Consider the following 24,877-nt stretch of genomic DNA (forward strand, 5'->3'; position numbering starts at 1 on the left):
ATTTGCTGCGGCTTGGCCGCCTCTTCAACGAAACCATCCTGATCGAGGTCGACCAGGACGAATTCTACCTGACCTTCGAGAAGGGAAGGGTTGTCGAGATCAAGGAAGGTCCGAGCAAGAAGCTTCCTTGGCGGTTTGCGCTGCGAGCGAAGGGCGATGCATTGCGCGAATTCTGGCAACCTCTGCCAAAGCCGGGTTTCCATGACATTTTCGGACTGGTGAAATACGGGAACGGCAGCATCGACGGCGATATCCTGACGCTGGTCAAGAACTTGCGGTACTTCAAGGAATTCATGGCGTTGGGGCGCAAGGAGCGTTTCTCATGAAATCTTCGATCGAGCCGATCGTGGGCCGCTATGTCAATCTCACGGTGGGAAATGCCCGGCAGCGCATCTACTTCGAGGAAGCCGGCCAGGGCCATCCGGTCGTGTGCCTTCACACGGCGGGCGCCGACACGCGGCAGTGGCGGTCCGTCCTGAACGACGAGGCGTTCACCCGATCCCACCGGTTCATCGCCTTCGACATGCCCTGGCACGGAAAGTCGCTGCCGCCGGAGGGGTTCGAGACCGCGGAGTATCTGCTCTCGACCGAGACCTACATGGAGACGGTGCTGGCATTCTGCCGTGCGGCAGGGCTGGAAAAGCCTTTGCTGGCCGGATGTTCGATGGGTGGGAGGATTGCGCTGCAACTGGCAGCCCTCCATCCTGAATCCTTCTCGGGTTTCATCGCGATCGAGGCGTCCGATTTCCAGCCGGCATGGTATGATATCGATTGGTTTCACCGGCCCGATGCGCATGGCGGTGAAATGGGCGCCGCCCTCGTCTCGGCCAACATCGCGCCGCAGGCGCCCGACGCAGAGCGTTGGACCACACTGTGGATGTTCATGCAGTCCGGGCCAGGCGTTTTTCGGGGAGACCTCAGCTTTTACACGTCCGATGACAGCCTCGTCGGCCGGCTCGCGTCCATCGATACGCGGCGCACGCCCGTCCATATCATGTGCGGCGAGTACGACATGACCTGCACTCCTGAAGACGCGCAACGCACGGCAGCCGCGATCAAGGGTGCCACTCTTGCGATCATGAAGGATCTTGGTCATTTTCCGATGAGCGAGAACCCCGCTGCCTTCAGGGCCTATTTCAAGGAGGCACTGGAAAGGGTCACGCGGGTGCCTGCGCGGCTGATGGATGCCTGACGGACGGCGATGGACTTCAAACGGCTGAGCTATTTCCTGGCAGTGGCCGAAGAACTTCATTTCGGGCGCGCCTCGGCGCGGCTCGGAATTGCTCAGCCTCCATTAAGCCGACAGATCGCTCAGTTCGAAAGGGAGATCGGCGCGGCCCTGTTCGACCGCAGCCGCAGCCAGATTCGGCTCACCCAGGCAGGCGAATTGCTGTTGGAGCGGGCAAGGGAAATCCTCGAACGCGTCGACCAGACGGAACGTGAGGTGATGCGGATCGGGCAGGGTGTCGCGGGGCGCCTGCGGATCGCGTTCGTCGGAACGGCAACCTTCGGTGTTCTGCCCAACATCATCAGGGCTTTCCGCGGCGCGCATCCGGATATCGAACTGGCGCTTTCGGCCATGAACAATGCCGAGTTGCGACGAGCCCTGATCCAGCGGGAAATCGACATTGCGGTGGCGCGCCCGTCGATCGACGACGCGGAGGTCAAATCCGAAACGCTCGTGAAGGAACCGCTGGTTTTGGCGCTTCCCGACAGCTATGCCAATCGTGAGCAACCATTCCATCTCGCAGATTTCAAGAATGCTACTTTCGTCCTCTTTCCGCGGCGCCCACGGCCAAGTTACGCGGACTATGTGCTCGACGTATGCAAGGTTGACGGCTTTGTTCCTGCCTTGCAGGTCATGGCCCAGGACTATCTTACAGCGATGAGCCTGGTTTCGGTTGGCGTCGGCATCTCGGTCGTGCCAGCATCGGTCAGCGAAAATCAACGGCCCGGCATTGTTTATCGGAAATACGGAGGCCACAATCCGGGAACCGAGCTTTCACTCAACTATCGACGAGACAACCGCTCGCCGCATTTGTTCGGCTTTCTTGAATTGGCTCGGAAAATAGCGCGGGCTTCGCACTCGGGTCCGCCGGTCTGAATACGTCGCGTCGGTGATGCGATGATCGCGGACATAACCGAAGTGGAACCGGTTTAGCTCAAGGTGTCGCCGCCTATCGATGAGTTGATACCAGAATGGCAGCTCAACTGGTCCTCAAGGCCAACACCAGACCGTCCGCAGTCGGCCCCATTGCCGCCGTCCAAAATCCAAAAGTGCGGGATCATTTCGCTCGTAACTTGGCTACCGAGCGACACACAAACTCTTGCCAACGGGCACCGACGCCATGTCGTTGAAATTGCTGACATCACAAGCTGGGGGTCGAAACGGCCTAGTCCCCAGCTTTGGAGAATGTGGGCCAATTCGGAGAACAATCTGCGCTCCGTAGGCCAGGGCCAATCCCCAGCTTCCGACAGCAACCCGCGCCAGCGCTGGGCTTCAACGGCGCGGTGTCCGCGACAGAGAATTGTTTGCGTTTTTAGGATTGGTAGCGGGAGAGGGACTTGAACCCCCGACCCCAGGATTATGATTCCCGTGCTCTAACCAACTGAGCTACCCCGCCAGGGCGGCGAAAGGCCCGAAATCCGCCTTAAATCGAAAGGCATTTCGAGGCGTTCGCCAAGGTCGCGCGGATATAAGGTTGGGAGGGCGAGCCTGTCAAGCTTCGAAGCATTCCATATCGCCGCATATTCTCATTGCCGAAAAAGCTTTGCCGCATGGACATTTGGTTGCAACCGCCGGGGTTGAGTTCGAAGGGGCACGTCGCTATGTCTCGGCCACGAGTTTTTAGAGTTTGAAACAGATGAAGCCGCGCATTGCAGTCCTCGGTTGCGGATACTGGGGCAGCAACCATATCCGCACCCTCAAGGCGCTTGGCGCGCTGCACGCGGTTTCCGACGCCAACCGGGCGCGTGCCGAAGGCTTTGCCAGCGAACAGGATTGCCTGGCGATCGAGCCGGACCAGCTGTTCGGCCGGGACGACGTCGACGCCATCGTCATGGCCTTGCCGCCGCAATACCATGCCGACCTTGCCGTGCGCGCCGCTGAAAACGGCAAGGACGTGCTGGTGGAAAAGCCGATCGCGCTGACGGTGCCGGACGCCGAACGCGCGGTGCAGGCGGCCAAGGACAATGGGCGCGTCTTCATGGTCGGCCATGTCCTGCGTTTTCATCCCGCCTTCGAGACGCTGAAGGGGCTGATCGACAATGGCGAGCTTGGCGAGGTCCGCTATATCCACTCGCACCGGCTTGGCCTTGGCAAGTTCCATACCGAGAATGATGCGCTGTGGGACCTGGCGCCGCACGATCTGTCGATGATCCTGGCCATCACCGGCACCGAGCCGATCGACGTGCGCGGCGAGGGTGCGGCACTCCTCGACAGCCTCAGCGACTTCGCGCATCTGCACATGCGCTTTCCCAACGGCCTGCGCAGCCATCTCTTCACCTCGCGACTCAATCCCTACCGCGAGCGACGGCTGACCGTGGTCGGCACCAAGGCGATGGCGGTGTTCGACGATGTCGAGCCATGGGAGCGCAAGCTTGCCGTCTACCGCCATGCGGTCTGGCAGGATAGCGGCCAATGGGCCTTCACCACCAACGAGCCGTCCTATGTCGCGGTCGCGCAAGGCATGCCGCTGACCCGCGAGCTGGAGCATTTCATCCACTGCATCGAGACGCGGGGCGAGCCGCGCACCAGCGGCGAGGAAGCAATCAGGGTGCTGCGCATCCTGACGGCGGGCACGGTCACCCACACGAAGTCTTGAAGGAAGGCCGCGTCGTACCCTTAGTGCGACAGAGCAGGCGATTGCCTACTCGGCGGGAACCTGCGCTGGCCTTGCTGCGAGCTTCGTCAGCATGGCTTCGGCCTCGGCGCCGCGCTCGGAGCGCTCGATGAAGCCGCCGCCGAAGACGCGCGCTTCGTTGCCGTCGTCGGAATAGAGCACGCAGGCTTGTCCGGGCGCGATGCCGGACTCGCCGTCGGCCAGTTCGACCGACGTCACGCCCGCGATGTGGCGCAGCACCGCCGGACGCGGCGGCCGGGTCGAGCGCACCTTGGCGAACAGTTCGAGGCCGCCGGCGGGAATATCGCTAAGCGGCCCGTCGCCAAGCCAGTTCATGTTGCGCAGATAGATCTTGTGGGTCTCCAGCGCCTCACGCGGGCCGACGACGACGCGCGCCCGTTCGGCATCGAGATGGACGACATAGAGCGGCTCGCCCGACGCGATGCCGATGCCGCGGCGCTGGCCGATCGTGTAGCGCAATATGCCTTCGTGGCGGCCGAGCACGCGGCCGTCGATATGGACGATGTCGCCTGGATTCGCGGCGGCCGGCTTCAGCTTGGCGATGATGTCGGAATATTTGCCTTGCGGCACGAAGCAGATGTCCTGGCTATCCTGCTTGGCGGCCACCGTCAGCCCCATCTCCTCGGCTATGGCGCGAACCTGCGGCTTCGACAGGCCGCCCAGGGGAAAGCGCAGATAGTCGATCTGCGCCTGCGTGGTGGCGAACAGGAAATAGCTCTGATCGCGATCGGCATCGACCGGCCGGTAGAGCGCGCGGTGGGCGCCATTGGCGCCGGAGCGGATGTAGTGGCCGGTGGCGAGCGCGTCGGCGCCGAGCTCCTTGGCGGTGGCCAGGAGGTCGGCGAACTTCACCGTCTGGTTACAGGACACGCAAGGGATCGGCGTCTCGCCGGCGACATAGCTCTCGGCGAAGGGGTCGATGACCGCCTTGCGGAAGCGCTCCTCATAATCGAGCACATAGTGGGGAATGCCCAGCGTCTCGGAAACGCGGCGGGCATCGTCAATGTCCTGTCCAGCGCAGCATGAGCCGGCCCGGTGCGTGGCCGCGCCGTGGTCGTAGAGCTGCAAGGTGACGCCGACGACATCATAACCTTCGCGTTTCAACAGGCCGGCGACCACGGACGAGTCCACGCCGCCCGACATGGCGACGACAATGCGGGTGTTTTCGGGACGTCCGGGAAGGTCGAGACTGTTCATGGATGCTTTCATTTTGCGCGGCGTCTCAATGCCAATGTCGAGAATATAGGTCAAGCTTTCCGCCGGCGCCAGCTTGCAAGGCGATCAACGGATTGCGGGCGATCCGCGATCGGCCGGATTTTTTCCAACCAATTCAAGGCTTCCAGCCGGATGTTTCAAATGCCTGCGAAAACACTAACGCGGCGTTCACGATCCTTACCTAGTCATTAGGGTCTGCTTAGGCAATTTTTAAAGCTGTGGCGGTAACGTGGCGGGGATTGGGTCTTTGAGTTTTTTGTAGAGAGTACGATGACCGATCTGGTTAGACCTAGAGTTAAGTATGTTATCGGGCCCGACGGCAGCCCTCTCACGATTGCCGATCTGCCGCCGACCAACACGCGTCGCTGGGTTATCCGGCGTAAGGCGGAAGTGGTCGCGGCGGTGCGCGGCGGGCTTTTGAGCCTCGAAGAGGCATGCCAGCGCTACAAGCTGACCACCGAGGAATTCCTGTCCTGGCAGGCGTCGATCGACGAATATGGCCTTGCCGGGCTGCGCACGACGCGCATCCAGCAATACCGGCACTAGAGCCGGGCTGAAGATACAAAAGGGCGCGGCATTCCGCGCCCTTTTGCTTTTAGGTCGTGTCTTTATTGGTCAAACCGTCAGCGCCACCTTGCCGATCGGCCTGGTGGCGAGAAAAGCGTGGGCGGCCCCGGCCTCTTCGAGCGGGAAGCTCTTGGCCACGTGAACGGCGAGCTTGTTCGCGTCGATCAACCGGCCAAGCTCCACCAGGCCCTCGCGGTCGGGCACGACGGACATGCGCTCGACGCGGATGTCGCGCGCGCTGGCCAGCGCCCTGGTGGCGTCGTTCAGGTTCAGCAAGGACACCAGCACGCCGCCGTTCCTGATGACCTTCAGCGAGCGTTCGGCATGGTCGCCGCCGATTGGGTCCAGCACCAGATCGATGTCGCTGATCAGGCCGGTAAAATCGCCCTGGGTGTAGTCGATGACCTCGTCGGCGCCGAGCTTGCGGACGAAATCGAGCTTGTTGGGGCTGGCTGTGGCGATGACGTAAGCGCCGCGCGCCTTGGCGATCTGCACCGCCAGATGGCCGACGCCGCCGGCGGCCGCGTGCACCAGCACGCGCTGGCCCGATTTCAGGGCGCCATGGCGGACAAGGCCCTGCCAGGCGGTCAGACCGGCCAGCGGCAACGCGCCTGCCTGGATATGGTCCGCCGCCTTCGGCTTCAGCGCGACCTCGTCGGCCGGCACTGCGGCGAGCTCGGCGTAAGCCGCCGCCTGCTTGGGGAAGCGCGGCATGCCGAACACCTCGTCGCCGACCTTGAGGCCGGTGACACCGGCGCCGAGCGCCTCGACGGTTCCCGAAATATCCCAGCCGAGGATGAAGGGCGGCTCTCCGAGAAGCTTATAGTGACCAGAGCGGACGGCGCCGTCGACCGGATTGATGCCGGCTGCCTTGACGCGAACCAGCACTTGACCGGGCTTTGCCGTCGGGTCCGGCTGGTTGGCAATGACAAGGACTTCGGGTCCGCCTACGGAATTCTGGATAACGGCACGCATGGTATCTCTCCTGCTTGGTTAGCGCCGCTATCATTTGGATAGTAATATTCCCTTGTCCAGTATGTACCTTTTTGATATATACGCACCTCATGGATAGTAATGACGACTCCCCTTTCGGCTATGATGCGTTCCGGCGGATGTGTCCTTCACACACCGTGCTCGAAATGCTGGCCAGCAAATGGGTCTATCTGGTGGTCTGCGCGCTGCGCAAAGGCCGGCTGCGCAATGGCGAACTCGCCCGCAAGCTCGAGGGCATCACGCCCAAGATGTTGGCGCAGACACTGCGCGTGCTGGAGCGTGACGGCCTGGTGCGGCGTGAGATCTTCCCGGTCATTCCGCCGCGCGTTGAATATGAATTGACCGAGCTCGGCCAAAATCTGGGGGCTTTGCTTACCCAGATCAGGGCATGGGCGGAGGAGCACGCGCCCGACATTAAGGATGCCCGTGCCAGGGCGATCGCCGCAAATGACGGGGATTGGGCCGCCTAGGGCAATTCCTGGGGAGCCCCGTTCACACTTTTCCTGGAATTGCCTGGGATCGGTGATCTCCGTGGCAATTCGGCCGGACCAGGCATTTTTCCTGGAATTGCTCCAGGCGCGCACCCGCGCGAATGCGCCGATGCGGATCTCGGCCGGTTCAGCCGATCATGGCGCTGCGGCCACCGGTTTCGGCTTCGCGGACCTTGGTGTCGCGCGATTCCAGCATTTCTGCCTTGGAAAGCTCCGCTTCAGCTTCACCGAGTAATGATTCGGCAGCGCTTCGCTGTTGGGCGAGGTCGCTTTGCGAATTTCTGAGGTTGTCGCGGCGCAAGCGCGCCGCCTTGGCGAAGGTCGGATAGGCGAAATGATTGATGTCGGTGATGCCGGCTTTCTTTTCCTCGGCGGTGATCTGAAGCTCCAGTTCGACGGCCATGCGTTCGAACTCGGCGATCATCATGTCGAGCTGCAGCAGCTGCCGCCGCTTCTCATTCACCTGAAACTGTTTCAGCCGAACGAGGTTTTCACGTGACTTCATGATTCGGTACTCCCGGAAACGCACACCCGCACATATCGTCCAAACCACCTGGAAAGGCCCAGGCGTTGCCCGTGTCCACCGGCATCTCCCGAACTATAGGAAACAAAACCCTAAAGTTTTTTGCCGGCGGTAACCATTCGTTTACGGGCATTGTTAATCATACGGGTCAGGACTTAAGGCCGGGTAAAAATTCCGGCCGCCGAAGCGAAGGCGCGTCGATGAGTCCCTGGAGTCGCTTAGTCCAGGTTGTTAATGTGTTGCATTAGGAATTTGGGTATGAGATTCGTTATTAGATTCAAGAGGGTGTAGAAAGGCGTTAAAAAATCTGATACCGTCATGGACGGGAAATTAGGTTTTGTTAACCATTCAATGGCAGCCTCTGCACAAGGCAACCACTGCTCCGGGGCAGGACGGGTCGTGAAATGGTCCGGCAGCAGAAAAGGGGAATGAAATGCGTGTTCTGCTGATAGAAGATGACAGTGCAACCGCACAAAGCATCGAACTGATGCTGAAATCGGAAAGTTTCAATGTCTATACGACGGACCTCGGCGAAGAGGGTGTCGATCTGGGCAAACTCTACGACTACGATATCATCCTTCTCGATCTCAACCTGCCCGACATGTCCGGCTACGAGGTCCTGAGAACGCTTCGCCTCTCCAAGGTAAAGACGCCGATCCTGATCCTCTCCGGCATGGCCGGCATCGAGGACAAGGTCCGCGGCCTCGGCTTCGGCGCTGACGACTACATGACCAAGCCGTTCCACAAGGACGAGTTGGTGGCGCGCATCCATGCCATCGTGCGGCGCTCCAAGGGCCACGCCCAGTCGGTCATCACCACCGGTGACCTAGTGGTCAACCTCGACGCCAAGACCGTTGAGGTCGGCGGCCAGCGCGTGCACCTCACCGGCAAGGAATACCAGATGCTGGAGCTGCTCTCGCTGCGCAAGGGCACCACGCTCACCAAGGAAATGTTCCTCAACCACCTCTATGGCGGCATGGACGAGCCGGAATTGAAGATCATCGACGTCTTCATCTGCAAGCTGCGCAAGAAGCTCGACGCTGCGTCCGGTGGCCAGAACTATATCGAAACGGTCTGGGGCCGCGGCTACGTGCTGCGCGAACCCGAAGACATCCGCGTCAGCGCCTGAGCGGCGAGCGCCGCCCGAATCATTGCCATCTTCGAAAAAAAACCCGGCTTCGGCCGGGTTTTTGCGTCACGCATCGGCGATGAGAGGGCTCCGCCGCCTCAAGCGGCGATTTTCAGGTTGCGAAAGCGCTCGAGCAGTTGCGGGCGATTGAACGGCTTCAGGAGATAGCCCTGGGCGCCGGCGCGCTTGGCCCGCATGATCGAGGCGATGTCGAGCTCGACCAGCGAGATCAGGATCTGCGGCTTTATCGGGCTTTCCATGGCGCGCACACGGCGGATGAGGTCAACCGCCTGCACGTCCGGCAGGGCGCCATCGACGACGATGATGTCGGGCATGTCGGCGGCGCACATCTCCAGTGCATCAAGCCCGCTGGCTGCTTCGATGACCACCATGTCGGAACCGCCCAGGATGCGTTTTGCAACTTTCCTGATGACGCTTGAATCGTCGACGAACATGCAGCGTTTCATTTCCGGGTCCTCTTTGCCTTGGGGCAATCCGGTCGTGCGGGGCATCTGACGAGCACCCTAGGCCGATCTGGTAAAGAACCCGAAAAGTCTTTAGGTAAAATTTTTGGAAAGATGCCTTCGGAGAAGCTTTTCTTCACGAATGCTTCGCTGCCACCGCGGATTGAGCCGTCGCGGCAGTATTACGCTGTTGAAATACTTTGTTTTCCCGGCAAACTGGCCGGACGCTCAGGCTGCCGAAAGCACAATTTCTTCCGCCGTCGCATGGATCGATATCGTCATGCCGGCCTCGCGGGCCAGCAGCAACGTGTAGTAGGGCTGCACCGAATGCGCATCGATCGGCTCTTCCGGCTTGTGACCGGAATGCAGTTCGAGGAATTTCGGCGGCACGCGGAGCATCGGGCCGCTTGCCGAAAGGGAAATGCGCGGCTCGGTTTCGAGATTCTCGAGGGTGACGACCAGCTTGCCGCCACGCGGAATGGCGGCGTTGGCGACCAGGATCAGGTTGAGCAGCAGCTTGACCTTGTTCTTGGGCAGCAGCGCGCGTGCCCCGTTCCAGGTCAGATCCGGCTTTTCGTTCTTGAGGAAGGCGATTGCCACCGCTTCGGCGTCGCCGGTGTCGATCAGCATGCCGGCGGAGCCTGCCGCTCCGAAGGCGATACGGGCGAACTGCAATCGGGCCGAGGCATTCCTGGCGCTCTGGCGGATGAGCCGCATGGCGTCCTCGTCGGCGCCGCCCTCGTCAAGCAGTTCAAGCCCGTTGTTGATCGCGCCGACCGGCGAGATGATGTCGTGACAGACGCGGCTGCACAGAAGCGCCGCGAGGTCAGGCGCGGAAAGGGTGAACAGATCGGCCATCGGTGAAAATCCCTGCAAAATTCCACAATTCCTGGCCGAGCGATTGATCGTCGCGCCTGCCCACACGAATCACGCTTCAACCCGAGGCTTTCTGAATACACAGCACTCGTATGTACAGCAACAAATCCAAAATCGTCGTCGGGGCAAATGGCGCGTTTGCGCGGACTTTCAGCGCCGCGCGACCCCAAAAGCCAGCCTTCGAACCGCCATCTTCCTGTGGGAGTTAATGGTTGAAAAAGGATTACGGCATAGTTTGCCCCTAACAGTCATCCTTAACGGCCGCCTAAAGAGCCGGACCGGATGCGAGGCGTCGGCGAAAGTGCTTCATGACGGAGATTGGAAGCATGTTTTCCCGATTCTACGACCGGAGTTTCCTCCGTGTCATCTCAGGCCGGAAGTTTCTCCGTGTCTGCTCAATGGCGATCACGCTCATGGGCGTTCTCGTCTTCTCGACTTCAGCCCTGCGGGCCCAGGAGTACACCGCTCAGGAGATTATCGATTCCGGTCACAAGTTCTTCGGCGCGACATCGGGTGGGCTCGCCACCGTCGTCGAGAAGATCTTCGCCTCCTACGGCTTGCCCAATGGCTATCTGCTCGGTGAGGAGGGGTCGGGCGCGCTGATCGGCGGCCTGACCTACGGCGAAGGCACACTCTACACCAAGAATGCCGGCGACCACAAAGTGTTCTGGCAAGGCCCGTCGCTGGGCTGGGATTTCGGCGGCGAGGGGTCCCGGGTGATGATGCTGGTCTACAATCTCGACGATGTCAGCAACCTCTACAACCGCTATGGCGGCGTCGCCGGTTCGGCCTATGTGGTGGCGGGCGTCGGCTTCAATGTGCTGAAGAACAACAATGTGCTCCTGGTGCCGATCCGCACCGGCGTCGGCGCCCGGCTCGGCGTCAATCTCGGCTATCTGAAACTGACCGAGCGGGCGACCTGGAATCCGTTCTAAAGTCCAACCGATCGTGACCGCAATGCCAAGTTTTCGGTGGGAATTGTAGGCCTGTGACCCTCCACGCGCTGCGGCAAGCTCTTGCCGCAGCGCCGGATTTCCGCCATGCCAGTATGATGCGGTCCAGTTCCGGCGGTTGCCGCCGATAGCGGGTAGTCCTTTGGTTCAATCGGTCCTGTTCTTTGCCCTCGGCTTTCTCTGCGCCGGCTTTCTGGCGCTGATCGTGGCTCCGGCCGTCTGGCGGCGTGCCGTCGCGCTGACCCGCAGGCGCATCGAGGCCTCTATCCCGCTCACGCAGACCGAAATCCAGGCAGACAAGGACCGCGTCCGGGCGGAATACGCCATGGCAAACCGCCGCCTCGAAATGAACGTCAAGGCGCTGCGCGAGAAAGCGGCCGAACAGCTCGTCGAGATCGGTCGTGGCCACGAGGCGTTGAAGGGGTTGGCGATTGAACGCACCGACAAGAACCACGCGCTCGCCGAACTCGGCGCCAAGAACGAGGCGCTGCGGCAGCGCGAAGAGGAACTGCACCGGCTTTCGGAGCTGCTCAAGGAAACCGAACGCAAGCTGGAGAAGCGGGCGCTTGAGCTCGAAAAGCTGGAGCGCATGTATGACGATGCCAGTTTTTCCTCCTCCAGCCGGCAGATCGAGCTCGTGGCGCGGGAGTCGGAATTGCAGAAGCTAGCCAGCGATATCGCGCTCCTGCGCGGCCAGCGCAAGGAAGCGGACCGGCGCCAGCAGGAGATCGCGGCCGAAAGCAAGGCCGCGCGCGACGCACTGAAGGCGGAGAAGAAAAGGGTGGCCGAACTCGACAAGAAGGTCGAACGGCTGCTGGCGACGCTCGCCGATCGCGAGGACAAGCTCGATCGCCGCGAAAAGGAGCTGGCGCGGCTGCGCGAAAAGGCGAAGGCCGAGGACGGCGGACCGACCTTGCGGCTGGTCGGCAAGCCGGATGAAGCGGGCAGGCATGACGAGGCCAAACAGCGCGATGATCTGGACCAGGCGATCGCCAAGCTCGACAGCGACCGCGAGCGGCTGGAGGCCAGGCTGACGGCACTGGCGCGCGAGAACAAGCGGCTCAAGGCGGATCTCGGCGCTGTTGCCTCGTCGGGTGCTGCGAATGGCAGTGCGGCGCTGCGCGAGCAGATGAACGAGCTGGCGGCTGAAGTCGTCCACCTGACGGCCAAGCTCGAGGGGCCTGATTCCCCGATCGCCAAGGCGCTGGCGGCGCCGCAGGACAGCCGATCCAACAGCGGCGATCGCAGCCTCGCCGACCGCGTGCGGGCCTTGCAGAAGGCGGACGCGAACTGAAGCGGCGGTGCGGCCGTCGCCCTTGCTCAACGATGCGAGAAGTGATGCAGGGCAATGGCCGACGCGGCCGCGACGTTCAGGCTGTCGAAGCCCTTCGACATGGTGATCCGCACGGTTTGCAGGCGCGCAAGCAGGCTTTCGGGCAGGCCTTCGCCCTCGGTACCGAGATAGAGCGCCAGACGCCTGGCCGGCTTTGCATCGCGTATGTCGGTTCGTCCGCGCGGCGATAGGGCAAATTGTTCAAAGCCCCGTTCGGCGAGCATCGCCGTAAAGCCTGACGTGTCGGTGAAGGATGCGAACGGGATCTTGAGCGCGGCGCCGACCGAAACGCGGATCGCCTTGCGGTACAGCGGATCGCAGCATGTCGTATCCATCAGCACCGCATCGGCGCCGAAGGCGGCGGCATTGCGGAAGATCGAGCCCATATTGTCGTGGTTGGCGATGCCGACGAGCACCACCACCAGGGCCCGGTCGGGCAAGGCATCCAGCAATGGCTCGGGCGCTTGCGGCGTCTCCTTGCGGCCGATGGCCAGGATGCCGCGATGCATGTGGAAGCCGGCGATCGCATCCATCACCGCGCTGGTAGCGACGTAGACCGGCAGGTCCGCCGGCGCCTTGTGCAGGATGTCCTCCAGGCCGCCGAGCCGGTTTTCCAGGACAAGAACGGATTCGGCGCCGAAGCGGCCGGACGACAGAAGCAGATCGAGGACCACCTTGCCTTCGGCGACGAAGCGGCCTTGCCGGCCGGCAAGATCGCGTTCGCGGATATCGAGATAGGCGGCGACGCGTGAATCCCGTGGGTCGTCGATGCGGATTGGGTCCATGTCCTGCGCTCAAATATCGAGAGCGTGGTCCGTGCGTCGGAAGAGACGCACAAGCCACGCTCCGGAAATCGTCAGCGAGGTAAGCGGGCCCAGGAGCGTCCGGTCAAGTCCCGGCGCGGCGCAATCTCTGTGCCATCTGGGACAGGTCCTCGTTGCCGGTGCCGAAAATACCATCCAGCACGATAAGCAACTCGCGCACCGCGTCGGATTTGCAGGAGTAGTAGATCATCTGACGGTCGCGGCGGGTTTCCACGAGGTCAAGCGCCCGCAGCTTGGCCAGATGCTGCGAGAGCGCGGATTGGCTGAGCATCACCTTGTCGGCGATGGCGCCGACCGACATTTCACCGTCGATCAGATAGCTCATAATCAACAGCCGCTTTTCGTTGCCCATGAGCATCAAAAATTCGGCAGCGGATTCGGCGTTGGCGATTAGCTTTGTCGAGACCATGAATGCCCCATGCTGTTTGCTCATCGAGGCGCCATGGGGGCAATGGTGCCTGAATCCATAAATTCACTTGCGAAAGGCCACCGACGAGTCAGTGCCATCTGTGAAGGGTAGAACATTTCTTTCAAATCTCAAGTGTTGCTTTTGATCAAATGCAATTAAGTTTCATTATTTGCCGGCCTGGCCACCCGGCCGCTCCTGGCCATTTCGACCAGAACGGGCCTCAATTCCTTCGCTGCTACCAAGGGTTGTGGAAAGAATATCCGGCAAACATTGTCTCCCGACACCAGATCCATGCCATCGGCGTCCAAACCGGCGATGCCCCAGCCGTCGGCAGATGCCCCGGCGCAATGATGCGCGTAAATGGCGATCGCGTCCAGATGGTCCGCGTTCATATGCGCGACGGCGGATTGTTCGCTCGCCGCGAGTTCTTCGACGATGGGTCCGACGGTGATGAGATCGGAGCGATCGAGCATATAGGCCTTGCCGAAACCGCCATTGAGGCTTGCGCGCTGCGGCCCGAGGCGAAAGATCGAGAAGTCGCCGAGCCCGGCATAGAGGCTGGCCTTGGGATTGCGGTTGAGATAGCGGCGCTCGGCGCGGGCATGCGCGTCGGTGCCACGCTCGAGCCGCGATGCCTGGCAGATCAGCGTCAGGCGCGGATGCGCGAGCGGGTCGCCCTTGCCGGGCTCGCCGAGCAGCAGGGAACAGCGTGGATCGGCAAGCATGGCGGGCGTGTGCGCCGAGAGCATCGAAACCAGGATAAGCGGCGCGCCGTCGATATCGGTGGCGACACCGACCCGGCTCGCCAGCGGCGCCCCGGTCTGCGGCTCCAGCACCGCCAGCGCGCCGAAGCGGGCGCTGCGCAGAAGTGTCTTCGCCAACCGGATCGCGTCGGCGTCGGTCTGGCGGATCACGTCCTTCTTTCGATCGTCCAACGGTCTCGTCCTGCTAAGTTGATCGTTCTATTCCACTTATCAGGCGACGATGCCGGTCTTGGCAAGCATTCCATGCAACTCGCCCAGGACCGCATCGCACTTCCGGGTGCCTTATACTACTTCGGCGCCATGCGGATGGCACCGTCGAGGCGGATGGTTTCGCCGTTCAGCATCTGGTTTTCGATGATGTGCAAGGCAAGTGCCGCATATTCGGATGGTTCGCCGAGACGGGACGGGAAGGGCACCGCGGCGCCGAGCGAATCCTGCACCTCCTGTGGCATGCCAGCCATCATCGGTGTCTTGAAGATGCCGGGTGCGATGGTGCAGACGCGGATGCCGGAACGGGCAAGGTCGCGCGCCACCGGCAGGGTCATGCCGACCACGCCGCCCTTCGAAGCGGAATAGGCGGCCTGGCCGATCTGGCCGTCATAGGCGGCGACGGAAGCGGTGTTGACGATGACGCCACGCTCACCGCCCTGCAGCGGCTCGAGCCTGGCGGCGCGGTCGGCGACCAGGCGGATCATGTTGAAGGTGCCGATCAGATTGACCTCGATCACCTTGCGGTATTGATCGAGGGGATGCGGCCCGTCCTTGCCGATGGTCTTCACGCCAATGGCGATGCCGGCGCAATTGACCAGGATGCGTGGCTCGCCGAGCTTGCTCGCTGTTTCGGCGAGGGCCGCAGCACCGCTGTCGGCGCTGCTGACGTCGCATTGGACCGCAATGCCGCCGATTTCGGCCGCGACCTTGGCCGCGCGCTCGATGCCGACATCGAAGATGGCGACGCGGGCACCCTTGGCGGCAAGCGCCCGCGCCGTTGCCTCGCCAAGCCCGGAGCCGCCACCGGTGACGATCGCGATCTGGCCGTTCGGATTCATGGCGTCATCCTCTCCCGGAGCAATTCATTATTTCACGAAAGCCCCGAACCGTTTCACATCTTCCTGGAATTGCTCCAAGAAAACAGGGACGGATCAGGCCCGGATCGACGGCCAAGGTCAAGCTTTTGCCTTAAGCGCGTCGCGTTGAAACGGATTCATACGAGGCGCCTAAGTTTTTGTTTTATGCACGTCGTTCTCCCAAAACCGCTGTGCACTTTTGGGCGACATGCATTAAACGTGCTCGGCGACCCTGGCCTGGGTGGCATGGCCGACCTCGCCGGTGAGCCTGGCCACCGCGCCCGGTGTGATCTCGTGCGACAAAAGCCGGTCGAGATCGACAGGGCGCGGCATCGAGATCTGGCCGCGCGGGATGCGCTTGAAGCCGAGCGGCCCGTAATAGGGCTCGTCGCCGACCAGTATGACGGCGGGCGCGCCGGCCTTTGCAGCCGCCTCCAGTGCGATTGCCACCAGCCGGCGGCCGATCCCCAGGTTCTTGTAGGCCGGCCGCACCGCGAGCGGCCCGAGCATCAGCGCGCGGCCGGCACCGGCGGCGATGCGGGTCATGCGCACCGAGGCGACGACGAGATCGCCTTCGACCGCGACAAAGGACAGCGCGCGCTCGTGGCCGCCGGCTTCGCGGATCTTGTAGGCGGCCAGCACGAAACGGCCGGGCCCAAAGGCCTCGTCATTGATGGCTTCGATTTCAGGGTCGTGCGCCGGAGTTTCCGGCAGGTATTTCACGTCGGCAAGGCTCATGGTCTTTGCGTTCCGGTAGAGGAGGAAAGGTTGCTGCAAACGGCAGTATTCGCCAGTCAGCGCTTCATCAAGCGCGGGCGCCCTTTCGTCGTCGGTCAAACCGGATCGAAGCAAAGTCGAACATGCGGAGTGTCCGCTAGCATCAATTTTCGGCCGCCGCAATTGGCCTGATGTGTTCGCCGTCTCAGTCAAGTGACGGACTGTTCAGTACCTGACGTCTTCGACAGGGCAACCCTGCGCCTAGGTAATGGACAGGACGCAAGGAGATTCGCATGGGATTGCTGGTCGAGGGCAGGTGGCAGGATCGCTGGTATGATACGGCGGACAATGGCGGCAGGTTCGTCAGGACGCAGTCGCAATGGCGTGACTGGATCACCGTCGACGGGGCGCCGGCCGAAGGCCGGACGCGCGGCTTCAAGGCCGAGCCGGGGCGCTACCATCTCTATGTCTCGCTCGCTTGTCCCTGGGCGCACCGGACGCTGATCTTTCGTGCGCTGAAGAGGCTCGAAGGCATCATCTCCGTCTCGGTCGTGCATCATTTCATGGGCGCCAACGGCTGGACATTCCTGGCCGAGGACGGCGCTACGGGCGACAGGCTTTACGGTCTCGATTTCCTGCACCAGATCTATTCGAAGGCCGATCCCGCCTATTCCGGCCGGGTGACTGTGCCGGTGCTTTGGGACAAGAAGGAGCAGACCATCGTCTCCAACGAGTCTTCCGAGATCATCCGCATGCTCAATTCGGCGTTTGACGCATGGGGCGATGCAAGCCTCGATTTCTATCCCGAGGACCTGCGCGATGAGATCGATCGCGTCAACGCGCTGGTCTATCCCGCAGTCAACAACGGCGTCTACCGCGCCGGCTTCGCCACCACGCAGCGTGCCTATGAGGAGGCGTTCGGCGAATTGTTCGCGGCTCTGGATAGGCTGGAGGAGCGGCTGTCAAAACAGCGCTATCTCGTCGGCGATCGCATCACCGAGGCCGACTGGCGGCTGTTCACCACGCTGGTGCGCTTCGATCCGGTCTATGTCGGCCATTTCAAATGCAATCTGCGGCGCATCGCCGACTATCCGAACCTGTCGAACTATTTGCGTGACCTCTATCAGGTGCCTGGCGTCGCCGCGACCGTGAACCTGCATCATATCAAGGCGCATTACTACGGCAGCCACGAGACGATCAATCCGACACGGATCGTGCCCGTCGGGCCGAAACTGGACTATGGCGCGCCGCATGACCGGGCAAGGTTCGCGATCTGAGATCTGCAACCCCCGCCGCGGGCGAGCTTACCAATAGGGCGACGCGGGCTCCTCCCCAAAAACCTCGGCAATGCGCCGCAGCGTCGCCGGCGTCGTGTCCCTGGGCAAGCGATCCAGCGGGAAGAAACCGGCCTCGGCGATCTCATGGTCGGGGAGCTTCGGTGTGGTCTGGGTGAACTGCTCGATCAGGTAGAAGCCGACATGGTCGCGCCGGCTGGAACGGCGGTTGAAATGCATCGACTTCAGCGCCGCGGGGGCGGTCAGCGCGATGTTGCCTTCCTCGGCGAGTTCGCGCACCAGCGCCTCAGCCAGCGTTTCTCCGACCTCGACGCCGCCGCCGGGGAGCTGCCAGCCGGGCACGTAGGTGTGGCGGATAAGGAAGATGGAATTCGTCGCGGTATCATGAACGAGGCCGCGCACGCCGAGCGTCATTGGTCGCCGCAGCACGAAATAGAGATGGAACAGCCGCGCCCGCAAACCCGGCCAGCCGGTCTGGCGGAAGGTGTCTTGCGGGTTTGCCATCAGGTGCGAAACCGGTAAGGAAACCTTGAGTGGAAAGCGGGGCGCTGGTCGCCTATGAGGGATGGATGTTCAGGCTCGCGCATATTTCCGATGTCCATCTGGGGCCGCTCCCCGATGTATCCTATCGCGATCTCGCCTCCAAGCGCGTGCTCGGCTATGTCAACTGGCAGCGCAATCGCCGGCGCCACATGCATGACGCCGTCATCGACGCCATCACCACCGACATCAAGGCGCAGAACCCCGACCACCTCGCCGTCACCGGCGATCTCGTCAATCTGGCGCTCGACGGCGAGATCGAGATGGCCAAGCACTGGCTGGAGACGCTGGGATCGCCGCACGACGTTTCCGTGGTTCCGGGCAACCACGACGCCTATGTGCCGGGCGCCTTCGACAAGGTCTGCCGCTCATGGGCGGCCTGGATGAGCGGCGACGGCGTCAACACGCCGGTCGACCGCAACGCGTTCCCCTATCTGCGCGTGCGCGGCAACGTCGCGCTGATCGGCGTCTCGACGGCGCGCGCCACGGCACCTTTCATGGCCAATGGCTTCTTCATGGAAGGGCAGGCCGAGCGGCTCGGCAAGATCCTGCGCGACACCGGCGGGCAAGGCCTGTTTCGCGCGATCATGATCCATCATCCGCCGGTGCGCGGCGCCGTCTCGCAGCACAAGCGGCTGTTCGGTATCGCCCGCTTCCACAAGGTCATTCGCAAGAACGGTGCGGAACTCGTCCTGCACGGTCATTCGCATCTGCCGTCGCTGTTCCAGATCGGGCTGCGCGGCACCAAGGTTCCGGTGGTCGGTGTCGCCGCCGCCGGCCAGGCGCCGGGCAGCAAGCACCCGGCGGCACAGTACAATCTGTTCGACATCGATGGCGAAAAGGGCAATTGGCGCATCCGCCTGACGCGGCGTGGCCTGACCGGGCCGGCGATACCGCCCGCCGATCTGCAGACCATGGAACTGGGTGTGGAGGCCAGCGCCTCTATGGCCGCAGGCTGAACACCATCGCCACGAGGCGGTCCCAGAACAGGGCGACCGACACCGCCAGGCCGACCAGCGCGCCGGCGGCGACCAGGCCAAGGCCTGACAGGAAGGCAGACCAGCCGATGCTGCGTTGCGGCGACCGCAGCGGCGGCTCGGCCTCCGCCACCTCGGCGCGCCTCATGCCGGCTACAGCCGGCTCGACCCCGCCCTCCATCATCCTCTGGCGCTCGACAATGCGCTCGGCGACATAGCGCGTCACGGAATCGGCAACCGGCTTCACCTCGGTCGATTCGGCAAGCACCACGCGGCCGATGCGGGTGTCCTTGAGGAAGCGGTAGGTGCGGCGGTCGCGCCCCATGGCGACATGGCTGACGGCATCGATCCACAGGCGCGGCTGCAGCCCTGCCGAAACGACGAAGTCGAAATTGTCCATGTCGGCGGGCACGTCGGCAAAGACGGGTGCGAGTTCGGCGGCCAGGAGATCGAGGCGCATGCGATGCGCCTCGCGCATGTCGACGACGACATCGTCGCGGTCGGCGAAGGCATTCTTTACGTCACGGATGGCATCGGACAGTTTTCTTGACGGATCGATCTTTTCGCCTGCGTCCTTCATGGGCGTCTTGCCTCGCGGGTTTGGTTAACACGGGGTTAACACAGACGCCGGCAAAATGCACTGGCGAGATCAAGGGCACCAAGGCGCTCCGGGGATATTGCGCAGAAGCGAGTCGCGTTACATGACGCGCTCAGGTCTTTGTTTCATGCATGTCATTCTCCCAAGACCGAGGTCACTTTTGGGCGACATGCATTAAGCAACTCAACTGGGCGCGGCGGCGAGTTTGGGGCGGAGGGGCCTGGCGCGACGGTTCATATTGCGGCGGATGATGCTGGCGATCAGATCGGGCGCTTCCTCGATCAGCATATGGCCGGCCTCCAGCACATGATGCACATGAAAGCGCGCCGGCAGGTCATCCGTATGGGTGAAGGGCAGCACCGCGTCATCACTGCCCCACACCACCATCACCGGCATGGTCAGCCTGTCCAACTGCTCGCGCGGGATGACGCCTTGCCGGTCGTCCCTGGTCATGGCGGCGGCGATCTCGACGAGTTTTTCCGATTGTCCGGGCCGCTTGCGCATTTCGCAGAGCGTATCAGCGATATGATCAAAAGGCAGCGCCCGTGGACCCGACATGGCAGCGAGGCAGGCGAGGATCTCGGATGGGCTCCGTGCGCCGGCATAGCGACGCAACAGCGGCCCGTTGATCTCCGGGCCGAAACCGCCAGGCGCCAGAAGCGTCAGCGAGGCCACCTTCTCCGGCTCGGCCAGAGCCATCAAGGTCGCCACCGCGCCGCCCATCGAATGGCCAACGAGATGGATGCGTTTGACCCTGCGGGCCGCAAGGTCGGCAAGAACGGCCCTTGCCGCGACCTTCGCAGGCCCAGCATCGGGAAAGTCGAGCGACAGGCCATGCCCCGGCAGGTCATAGGCAAGGGTGCGCGCGGAAAGGGAGAGCGGGGCGATCACGTCGCGCCAGACGTCGGAGCAACCGCCGAAACCGTGCAGCAAGACGATGGCCTTCGAGCCGGCACCCTGTTCGGCAGCATGGAGCGATGAGATCATGAAAGCGGGTGCTAAATTACGGGAAGCTCGGATCTAGCTGGATGCTCTTTGTCCAGCTGGATGACCAGTAAAATTTTCGCGATTAGGCGCGGGCGCGAGCATACCATTCAACGGATTTGCCGGCGAAAGCCGGGAAATCAGCCTGATTGGCGTTCTGCCGTGCTCGCGCGAGCACGGCACAATTCCATGTCCAGATAGTCCAGCCTGCCGATCATCAACTCGCGCTGCCGAGCCCGGCGGCGCGCAAGGCGCCGACCAGCCGATCGGTCAGATCGGCCGGATATTTCCGCTCGACGAAGGTCGAGCGCGGATCGGCGGCAAATTTGGGGAACTTGGCGTTCAGCTCGTTCAGCAGCGTGGTGACCAGACTGTCCTGTCCGGCAGCCTTGGCGCCGATCAGACGCGCCGCCAGATAATGCGATTTCGTTGCCGTCGTTCTCAATGCCATGCTGGCCGCGATGGCCTTGTTCATGTCGCCCAGCATGAAATCACCGACGAACAGCCCGTAGTCCCACCATGTCGAGTGGCCGCTGAAGGTTTCTGCGGCATGGGTAAGAATCGGCGTTCCCTCCGCGTATCGGCCGGCGAAGATCAGCCCGTAGCCGTAAGCGGCGGCCATGCCGAGATCATAGGGATTGAGTTCATAGGCCTTGCGCATCCAGCGGATCGCCTCGTCCGTATTGCCGAGGCGCGAACTGACGTAGCCATAGGCGCGATGCGCATAAGGACTGGTCGGTCCCATCTGCACGCCGCGGTGGGCAAGCTCGACGGCCTTTTCGATCGTCGCATTGGGCGGATAGACGTAGTGATCGGAGACCGCCTCAACCTGTAGAGACGCAAGTTCCGAATAGACGAGCGAGGATTTCGCCCCGGAATTGGCTAACGACTCGAGGCAGCGATAAGCGGCCTCGTGGGTTCTGGCATTCTGGTCGAGATAATATTTGTCGTTGAGCAGCAGGCATTCGGTCAGGCCGTTTGGCGTGCCCGTCTGCTCGATATAGTTGTAGATCGTACCCGAGGCGGGAAGTGCCGAGCTCAGCATGTCGGCAACGCGGTCCTCGATAGCTGTAGGGGTGCTGTCGGCCGACGTGAGATTGCGTGAAAGAAGCACCCGGCCGGATGCCACGCTTTGCAGTTCGATCGTAATATCGCCTGTGTTCGGCCCAGGCAGAATGTCGAATATGAAGCTGGTGGGGTCGTTGACCGGATCGGTCTTGCCGACTGTGTCGCGGCCGATGAAGTCGATCGTATCGAAGCCGCTCAGGCCGGCGCGCAACGACGCGGCGATGCGGCTGGCGTCGGCGCCGCTGGCCTTGACGGCGATGTAGACAAGCGGCAGGGCCTCGCTGACCGGGGACGGCGCGATGCTGCTGGTCAGGCCGGCGCTCTCGAATGTGGCCGGCAGATCGCCACCGGCCAGCAACGTGCCGCTGCCCTGGCGCAGGATCAGGACGCCGAGCATGGCAATGACCACGGCGATAGCCATCCAGAAGAATTTGAGATGGCGCGCCACCGAGGGGGCGGGTGCCGCCGCCGGCGCCAGCAATGCGGCGGGCGCAGCGGCATCCTCGGCAGCATTGGGGTGCTCGGCTGGAGCTGCTGCCGCCGACGCCTGCTCGGCGGGTTTGGCCGCTTCCGGCAGACGGATCGCGTTGAGCTCATAGGCCGGCACGTAGCCGCCGCGTGGAATGGCGATGCGGAAGGGCTCGGCGATGCCCTCATTGGCGAAATACTGCTGCAGCAGCTCGCGCAGCCTGCCTGCCTGCACCCGCACCACGGCATCGGTCGACGGATCGAAATCGCCGTCCTTGCCGAAGACGTCCATGGCGATGGAAAAGCCCTTGAGCCTGTCGGCTTCGCCGGCCTGCTCGCGTTCGACAAGATAACGGATCAGCTTGCGCGCACGCTCGGATCGTCCGAAGGTTTCGCTGGCAAGCAGTCGTTCCAGTGTTTCGCGCACTGCGGGGGCGGCAGGCGTGGCATGCGGCAAGTGTCGATCCTCTCGAAGTCGGCACAGGTTGAGGCACGATCATATAGGGCCAGCAACGCCGCACAAGCATACACACATTATGCGATCGCGTACCACACGGGATAATTTTCCGGTGGTTAATGGCGCGGCCGAAGTCGGCTACAGGGTGAGCGCGGCACCGCCAGTGCCAGCCATTCATGGCTAAAGCCCTGTTCGGGCTTAAAAAATGAATGGCGCGAGAGTTGTTCAGATCTCTCGCGCCAATCGGAAAATGCTATCGCGCCTTGCGGCCGACGATGCGGTTGGCGGCCGAAGTCACCGCTTCCAGCGAGGCTGCGACGATGTTGGTGTTGATGCCGGCGCCGAACAGCTTGCCGCCGGGATATTCCATTTCGACATAGGAAATGGCGGATGCATTGGAGCCGCGCTGCATCGAGTGCTCGGAATAATCGAGCACCGACATCTCGATGCCGACATGGCGTGACAGCGCATCGACGAAGCCGTCGATCGGGCCTGTGCCAGTGCCTGATATGGTCACTTCCTTGCCCTTGTCGAGGATCACTGCCTCGATCACGCGCCGGCCTTTGACCACGGTGTCCGGATAGGTGTGGTGGTCGAGGAATTTCAGGCGAGCGCCCGGCTGGTCGACATAGGTTTCGAGGAAGCGCTCATGGATGCGCTTGGCCGGCACTTCCTTGCCTTCGGCGTCGGTGATCGCCTGGATCGCCTGGCTGAATTCGATCTGCAGATTGCGCGGCAGATTGAGGCCGTAGTCGGCCTGCAGCACATAGGCGATGCCGCCCTTGCCGGACTGCGAGTTGATGCGGATGATCGCCTCGTAGCTGCGGCCGACATCGGCCGGGTCGATCGGCAGATAGGGCACTTCCCACAGGCTGGTGTTGGCCTTTTTCAGCGCCTTCATGCCCTTGTTGATGGCGTCCTGGTGCGAGCCGGAAAAGGCGGTGTAGACGAGTTCGCCGACATAGGGGTGACGCTCGGGGATCTTCAACTGGTTCGAGTATTCGTAGACGTCCTTCATGCGGTTGATGTCGGAGCAATCGATGCCCGGATCGACGCCTTGCGTGTACATGTTGAGCGCCAGCGTGACGATGTCGACATTGCCGGTGCGCTCGCCATTGCCGAACAGCGTGCCTTCGACGCGGTCGGCGCCTGCCATCAGGCCGAGCTCAGTGGTGGCGATGCCGGTGCCGCGGTCATTGTGCGGATGCAGCGAGATGATCAGGTTGTCTCGGTTGTCGAGATTGCGGCACATCCATTCGATGCGGTCGGCATAGATGTTGGGCGTCGACATCTCGACCGTCGACGGCAGGTTGATGATCAGCTTGTTATCCGGCGTCGGCCTGACGATCTCGGTGACGGCGTTGCAGATCTCCAGCGCGACTTCGAGTTCGGTGCCGGTAAAGCTTTCCGGCGAGTATTCGAAGCGATAGCCGCCGCCGGCCTTGGCCGCCATGTCGGTGATCATCTTGGCCGCGTCGGTGGCGATGCGCTTGATGCCGCCGACATCCTTTTCGAAGACGACGCGGCGCTGCAATTCGCTGGTCGAATTGTAGAAATGCACGATCGGGTTGGTGGCGCCCTTCAGCGCCTCGAAGGTGCGGGTGATCAGTTCGGGCCGGCATTGCACCAGCACCTGCAACGAGACGTCGGCGGGAACGTTGCCTTCCTCGATGCACCAGCGGGCGAAGTCGAAATCGGTCTGCGAGGCCGAGGGGAAGCCGATCTCGATCTCCTTGAAGCCCATGTCGAGCAGCAGGCCGAACATGCGCGCCTTGCGCTCATGGCCCATCGGGTCGATCAGCGCCTGGTTGCCGTCGCGCAGGTCGACCGAACACCAGATCGGCGCCTTGTCGATGACCTTGTTGGGCCAGGTGCGGTCGGTGAGGCCGACGGTCGGATAGGGTTGGTATTTGCGGGCCGCCTCACGCATGCCGCGGGCTGGCTCCACATCCTTGCCGGCGACCGCGGCATCAGGGCGGATTTGTTCTCGTGCGTTCATCGTCTTGTTCTCCCGGCTGCCCTCGGATCCGTCCTGGACGGATGGCTGGCGAGTGGCGCCTTTACCAGATTTTCGTTCGCTTGATGTGACTGCCAATTTTGAGACTGGCCAAGGAGCATGCGCTTGCGCGGCGGTTCGACCGCCGGGCGCTCCTTCAGCGAACCCGGCGATCGCCGATAAGGCCGAGAAGAAGCAGGGTCGAGGCAAGCGCGCGCACGGTCTCGCCGGCAAAGCCGGTCTGACGGGAAGCGATAGTGGCGCGCGTGTTCATGCCGGTTCTCATACAGGAGCGCCCCTGCAGAG

At 62.4% G+C, this 24,877-nt stretch carries 26 protein-coding genes and 1 tRNA gene; 11 read left to right on the forward strand and 16 right to left on the reverse strand.

Features of this window, described 5'->3' with window-relative positions; translation table 11 throughout:
• Positions 1-2: 2 nt before the first annotated feature.
• Genes ACWGS8_RS05330 through ACWGS8_RS05340 form a run of 3 tightly spaced genes read left to right on the forward strand, consistent with a single transcriptional unit; the run spans position 3 to position 2,104 of the window.
• Positions 3-326 carry a hypothetical protein gene (locus ACWGS8_RS05330; protein WP_454579924.1) on the forward strand — a complete coding sequence of 108 codons (324 nt, stop codon included), beginning with the start codon at positions 3-5 and terminating at the stop codon, positions 324-326.
• Positions 323-1,192, forward strand: a complete 870-nt coding sequence (locus ACWGS8_RS05335; protein WP_454579925.1) for an alpha/beta fold hydrolase — start codon at positions 323-325, stop codon at positions 1,190-1,192. The genes ACWGS8_RS05330 and ACWGS8_RS05335 overlap by 4 nt, the downstream gene beginning before the upstream one ends.
• Before the next feature lie 9 nt (positions 1,193-1,201).
• Complete coding sequence (locus tag ACWGS8_RS05340) at positions 1,202-2,104, forward strand: LysR substrate-binding domain-containing protein (RefSeq protein ID WP_454579926.1); 903 nt, start codon at positions 1,202-1,204, stop codon at positions 2,102-2,104.
• Between the two features lie 443 nt (positions 2,105-2,547).
• Here the strand turns inward: ACWGS8_RS05340 and ACWGS8_RS05345 are convergent.
• Positions 2,548-2,624, reverse strand: a tRNA-Met gene (locus ACWGS8_RS05345).
• Between the two features lie 240 nt (positions 2,625-2,864).
• Here ACWGS8_RS05345 and ACWGS8_RS05350 point away from each other — a divergent pair.
• Entirely contained in the window at positions 2,865-3,824 is a 960-nt protein-coding gene (locus ACWGS8_RS05350) for a Gfo/Idh/MocA family protein (RefSeq protein ID WP_454579927.1), read from the forward strand.
• A gap of 45 nt (positions 3,825-3,869) precedes the next feature.
• On the opposite strand, the gene mnmA is transcribed toward ACWGS8_RS05350, so the two are convergent.
• Positions 3,870-5,060 carry a tRNA 2-thiouridine(34) synthase MnmA gene (gene mnmA, locus ACWGS8_RS05355; RefSeq protein ID WP_454579928.1) on the reverse strand — a complete coding sequence of 397 codons (1,191 nt, stop codon included), beginning with the start codon at positions 5,058-5,060 and terminating at the stop codon, positions 3,870-3,872.
• Between the two features lie 288 nt (positions 5,061-5,348).
• On the opposite strand from mnmA, the gene sciP reads away from it, so the two are divergent.
• Positions 5,349-5,624 (forward strand): CtrA inhibitor SciP, encoded by a 276-nt coding sequence (gene sciP, locus ACWGS8_RS05360; protein WP_006203587.1) that lies wholly within the window; start codon positions 5,349-5,351, stop codon positions 5,622-5,624.
• A gap of 69 nt (positions 5,625-5,693) precedes the next feature.
• Here the strand turns inward: sciP and ACWGS8_RS05365 are convergent, their stop codons facing one another.
• Positions 5,694-6,620: an NADP-dependent oxidoreductase gene (locus ACWGS8_RS05365; protein WP_454579929.1), complete on the reverse strand. Its 927-nt coding sequence runs from the start codon at positions 6,618-6,620 to the stop codon at positions 5,694-5,696.
• A 137-nt stretch (positions 6,621-6,757) separates the two neighbouring features.
• Between ACWGS8_RS05365 and ACWGS8_RS05370 the strand changes: the two genes are divergently transcribed.
• Positions 6,758-7,108, forward strand: a complete 351-nt coding sequence (locus ACWGS8_RS05370) for a winged helix-turn-helix transcriptional regulator (protein ID WP_454579930.1) — start codon at positions 6,758-6,760, stop codon at positions 7,106-7,108.
• A gap of 148 nt (positions 7,109-7,256) precedes the next feature.
• Here ACWGS8_RS05370 and ACWGS8_RS05375 read toward each other — a convergent pair whose 3' ends face one another.
• Positions 7,257-7,634, reverse strand: coding sequence for a flagellar export protein FliJ (locus ACWGS8_RS05375; RefSeq protein ID WP_027030743.1), 378 nt, complete (start codon positions 7,632-7,634; stop codon positions 7,257-7,259).
• Between the two features lie 451 nt (positions 7,635-8,085).
• On the opposite strand from ACWGS8_RS05375, the gene ctrA reads away from it, so the two are divergent.
• A complete protein-coding gene (ctrA, locus tag ACWGS8_RS05380) occupies positions 8,086-8,781 on the forward strand; it encodes a response regulator transcription factor CtrA (protein ID WP_006203583.1) in 696 nt (231 codons plus the stop codon).
• 98 nt (positions 8,782-8,879) lie between these two features.
• Here the strand turns inward: ctrA and ACWGS8_RS05385 are convergent, their stop codons facing one another.
• Both ACWGS8_RS05385 and chpT read right to left on the reverse strand, forming a co-directional pair.
• The gene (locus tag ACWGS8_RS05385) at positions 8,880-9,248 is read right to left on the reverse strand and encodes a response regulator (RefSeq protein ID WP_454579931.1); all 369 of its coding nucleotides are present in this window, start codon (positions 9,246-9,248) and stop codon (positions 8,880-8,882) included.
• Positions 9,249-9,473: 225 nt separating this feature from the next.
• A complete protein-coding gene (chpT, locus tag ACWGS8_RS05390) occupies positions 9,474-10,103 on the reverse strand; it encodes a histidine phosphotransferase ChpT (RefSeq protein ID WP_454579932.1) in 630 nt (209 codons plus the stop codon).
• Between the two features lie 416 nt (positions 10,104-10,519).
• Between chpT and ACWGS8_RS05395 the strand changes: the two genes are divergently transcribed.
• Positions 10,520-11,056 (forward strand): DUF1134 domain-containing protein, encoded by a 537-nt coding sequence (locus ACWGS8_RS05395; RefSeq protein WP_244277619.1) that lies wholly within the window; start codon positions 10,520-10,522, stop codon positions 11,054-11,056.
• A gap of 160 nt (positions 11,057-11,216) precedes the next feature.
• Positions 11,217-12,368, forward strand: a complete 1,152-nt coding sequence (locus ACWGS8_RS05400; RefSeq protein WP_454579933.1) for a hypothetical protein — start codon at positions 11,217-11,219, stop codon at positions 12,366-12,368.
• 26 nt (positions 12,369-12,394) lie between these two features.
• Here the strand turns inward: ACWGS8_RS05400 and ACWGS8_RS05405 are convergent, their stop codons facing one another.
• From ACWGS8_RS05405 to ACWGS8_RS05425, 5 genes are all read right to left on the reverse strand, one after another.
• A complete protein-coding gene (locus ACWGS8_RS05405) occupies positions 12,395-13,192 on the reverse strand; it encodes a TrmH family RNA methyltransferase (protein WP_454579934.1) in 798 nt (265 codons plus the stop codon).
• 103 nt (positions 13,193-13,295) lie between these two features.
• Entirely contained in the window at positions 13,296-13,640 is a 345-nt protein-coding gene (locus ACWGS8_RS05410) for an ArsR/SmtB family transcription factor (RefSeq protein WP_454580121.1), read from the reverse strand.
• Positions 13,641-13,795: 155 nt separating this feature from the next.
• Positions 13,796-14,575 (reverse strand): HugZ family pyridoxamine 5'-phosphate oxidase, encoded by a 780-nt coding sequence (locus ACWGS8_RS05415; protein ID WP_454579935.1) that lies wholly within the window; start codon positions 14,573-14,575, stop codon positions 13,796-13,798.
• A 116-nt stretch (positions 14,576-14,691) separates the two neighbouring features.
• On the reverse strand, positions 14,692-15,453 hold the full coding sequence (locus tag ACWGS8_RS05420; RefSeq protein ID WP_454579936.1) for a 3-hydroxyacyl-CoA dehydrogenase: 762 nt from the start codon (positions 15,451-15,453) through the stop codon (positions 14,692-14,694).
• A 231-nt stretch (positions 15,454-15,684) separates the two neighbouring features.
• Positions 15,685-16,209, reverse strand: a complete 525-nt coding sequence (locus tag ACWGS8_RS05425; protein ID WP_454579937.1) for a GNAT family N-acetyltransferase — start codon at positions 16,207-16,209, stop codon at positions 15,685-15,687.
• Between the two features lie 272 nt (positions 16,210-16,481).
• Here ACWGS8_RS05425 and ACWGS8_RS05430 point away from each other — a divergent pair, with 272 nt between their 5' ends.
• On the forward strand, positions 16,482-17,465 hold the full coding sequence (locus tag ACWGS8_RS05430; RefSeq protein WP_454579938.1) for a glutathione S-transferase family protein: 984 nt from the start codon (positions 16,482-16,484) through the stop codon (positions 17,463-17,465).
• A gap of 27 nt (positions 17,466-17,492) precedes the next feature.
• On the opposite strand, the gene ACWGS8_RS05435 is transcribed toward ACWGS8_RS05430, so the two are convergent.
• On the reverse strand, positions 17,493-17,987 hold the full coding sequence (locus tag ACWGS8_RS05435; RefSeq protein ID WP_454579939.1) for an NUDIX domain-containing protein: 495 nt from the start codon (positions 17,985-17,987) through the stop codon (positions 17,493-17,495).
• Between the two features lie 65 nt (positions 17,988-18,052).
• On the opposite strand from ACWGS8_RS05435, the gene ACWGS8_RS05440 reads away from it, so the two are divergent.
• Positions 18,053-18,982 carry a metallophosphoesterase family protein gene (locus tag ACWGS8_RS05440; protein WP_454580122.1) on the forward strand — a complete coding sequence of 310 codons (930 nt, stop codon included), beginning with the start codon at positions 18,053-18,055 and terminating at the stop codon, positions 18,980-18,982.
• Here ACWGS8_RS05440 and ACWGS8_RS05445 read toward each other — a convergent pair.
• The 4 genes from ACWGS8_RS05445 to leuA form a co-directional block, all read right to left on the reverse strand.
• Positions 18,966-19,580 (reverse strand): hypothetical protein, encoded by a 615-nt coding sequence (locus ACWGS8_RS05445; RefSeq protein WP_454579940.1) that lies wholly within the window; start codon positions 19,578-19,580, stop codon positions 18,966-18,968. The genes ACWGS8_RS05440 and ACWGS8_RS05445 overlap by 17 nt on opposite strands.
• A 201-nt stretch (positions 19,581-19,781) precedes the next feature.
• Positions 19,782-20,585, reverse strand: coding sequence for an alpha/beta fold hydrolase (locus ACWGS8_RS05450; protein ID WP_454579941.1), 804 nt, complete (start codon positions 20,583-20,585; stop codon positions 19,782-19,784).
• 214 nt (positions 20,586-20,799) lie between these two features.
• Positions 20,800-22,575, reverse strand: a complete 1,776-nt coding sequence (locus tag ACWGS8_RS05455; protein WP_454579942.1) for a tetratricopeptide repeat protein — start codon at positions 22,573-22,575, stop codon at positions 20,800-20,802.
• Positions 22,576-22,828: 253 nt separating this feature from the next.
• Entirely contained in the window at positions 22,829-24,574 is a 1,746-nt protein-coding gene (gene leuA / locus ACWGS8_RS05460; protein ID WP_454579943.1) for a 2-isopropylmalate synthase, read from the reverse strand.
• Positions 24,575-24,877 lie beyond the last annotated feature (303 nt).

The sequence above is a fragment of the Mesorhizobium sp. 43Arga genome (assembly GCF_053714255.1).

Excerpts from the sequence above, each read along its gene's own strand:
- ACWGS8_RS05335 (WP_454579925.1), top strand. The coding sequence starts at position 323 with ATGAAATCTTCGATCGAGCCGATCGTGGGCCGCTATGTCAATCTCACG.
- ACWGS8_RS05340 (WP_454579926.1), top strand. The coding sequence starts at position 1,202 with ATGGACTTCAAACGGCTGAGCTATTTCCTGGCAGTGGCCGAAGAACTT.
- ACWGS8_RS05350 (WP_454579927.1), top strand. The coding sequence starts at position 2,865 with ATGAAGCCGCGCATTGCAGTCCTCGGTTGCGGATACTGGGGCAGCAAC.
- mnmA (WP_454579928.1), bottom strand. The coding sequence starts at position 5,060 with ATGAACAGTCTCGACCTTCCCGGACGTCCCGAAAACACCCGCATTGTC.
- sciP (WP_006203587.1), top strand. The coding sequence starts at position 5,349 with ATGACCGATCTGGTTAGACCTAGAGTTAAGTATGTTATCGGGCCCGAC.
- ACWGS8_RS05365 (WP_454579929.1), bottom strand. The coding sequence starts at position 6,620 with ATGCGTGCCGTTATCCAGAATTCCGTAGGCGGACCCGAAGTCCTTGTC.
- ACWGS8_RS05370 (WP_454579930.1), top strand. The coding sequence starts at position 6,758 with ATGTGTCCTTCACACACCGTGCTCGAAATGCTGGCCAGCAAATGGGTC.
- ACWGS8_RS05375 (WP_027030743.1), bottom strand. The coding sequence starts at position 7,634 with ATGAAGTCACGTGAAAACCTCGTTCGGCTGAAACAGTTTCAGGTGAAT.
- ctrA (WP_006203583.1), top strand. The coding sequence starts at position 8,086 with ATGCGTGTTCTGCTGATAGAAGATGACAGTGCAACCGCACAAAGCATC.
- ACWGS8_RS05385 (WP_454579931.1), bottom strand. The coding sequence starts at position 9,248 with ATGAAACGCTGCATGTTCGTCGACGATTCAAGCGTCATCAGGAAAGTT.
- chpT (WP_454579932.1), bottom strand. The coding sequence starts at position 10,103 with ATGGCCGATCTGTTCACCCTTTCCGCGCCTGACCTCGCGGCGCTTCTG.
- ACWGS8_RS05395 (WP_244277619.1), top strand. The coding sequence starts at position 10,520 with ATGGCGATCACGCTCATGGGCGTTCTCGTCTTCTCGACTTCAGCCCTG.
- ACWGS8_RS05405 (WP_454579934.1), bottom strand. The coding sequence starts at position 13,192 with ATGGACCCAATCCGCATCGACGACCCACGGGATTCACGCGTCGCCGCC.
- ACWGS8_RS05410 (WP_454580121.1), bottom strand. The coding sequence starts at position 13,640 with ATGGTCTCGACAAAGCTAATCGCCAACGCCGAATCCGCTGCCGAATTT.
- ACWGS8_RS05420 (WP_454579936.1), bottom strand. The coding sequence starts at position 15,453 with ATGAATCCGAACGGCCAGATCGCGATCGTCACCGGTGGCGGCTCCGGG.
- ACWGS8_RS05425 (WP_454579937.1), bottom strand. The coding sequence starts at position 16,209 with ATGAGCCTTGCCGACGTGAAATACCTGCCGGAAACTCCGGCGCACGAC.
- ACWGS8_RS05430 (WP_454579938.1), top strand. The coding sequence starts at position 16,482 with ATGGGATTGCTGGTCGAGGGCAGGTGGCAGGATCGCTGGTATGATACG.
- ACWGS8_RS05435 (WP_454579939.1), bottom strand. The coding sequence starts at position 17,987 with ATGGCAAACCCGCAAGACACCTTCCGCCAGACCGGCTGGCCGGGTTTG.
- ACWGS8_RS05440 (WP_454580122.1), top strand. The coding sequence starts at position 18,053 with ATGTTCAGGCTCGCGCATATTTCCGATGTCCATCTGGGGCCGCTCCCC.
- ACWGS8_RS05445 (WP_454579940.1), bottom strand. The coding sequence starts at position 19,580 with ATGAAGGACGCAGGCGAAAAGATCGATCCGTCAAGAAAACTGTCCGAT.
- ACWGS8_RS05450 (WP_454579941.1), bottom strand. The coding sequence starts at position 20,585 with ATGATCTCATCGCTCCATGCTGCCGAACAGGGTGCCGGCTCGAAGGCC.
- leuA (WP_454579943.1), bottom strand. The coding sequence starts at position 24,574 with ATGAACGCACGAGAACAAATCCGCCCTGATGCCGCGGTCGCCGGCAAG.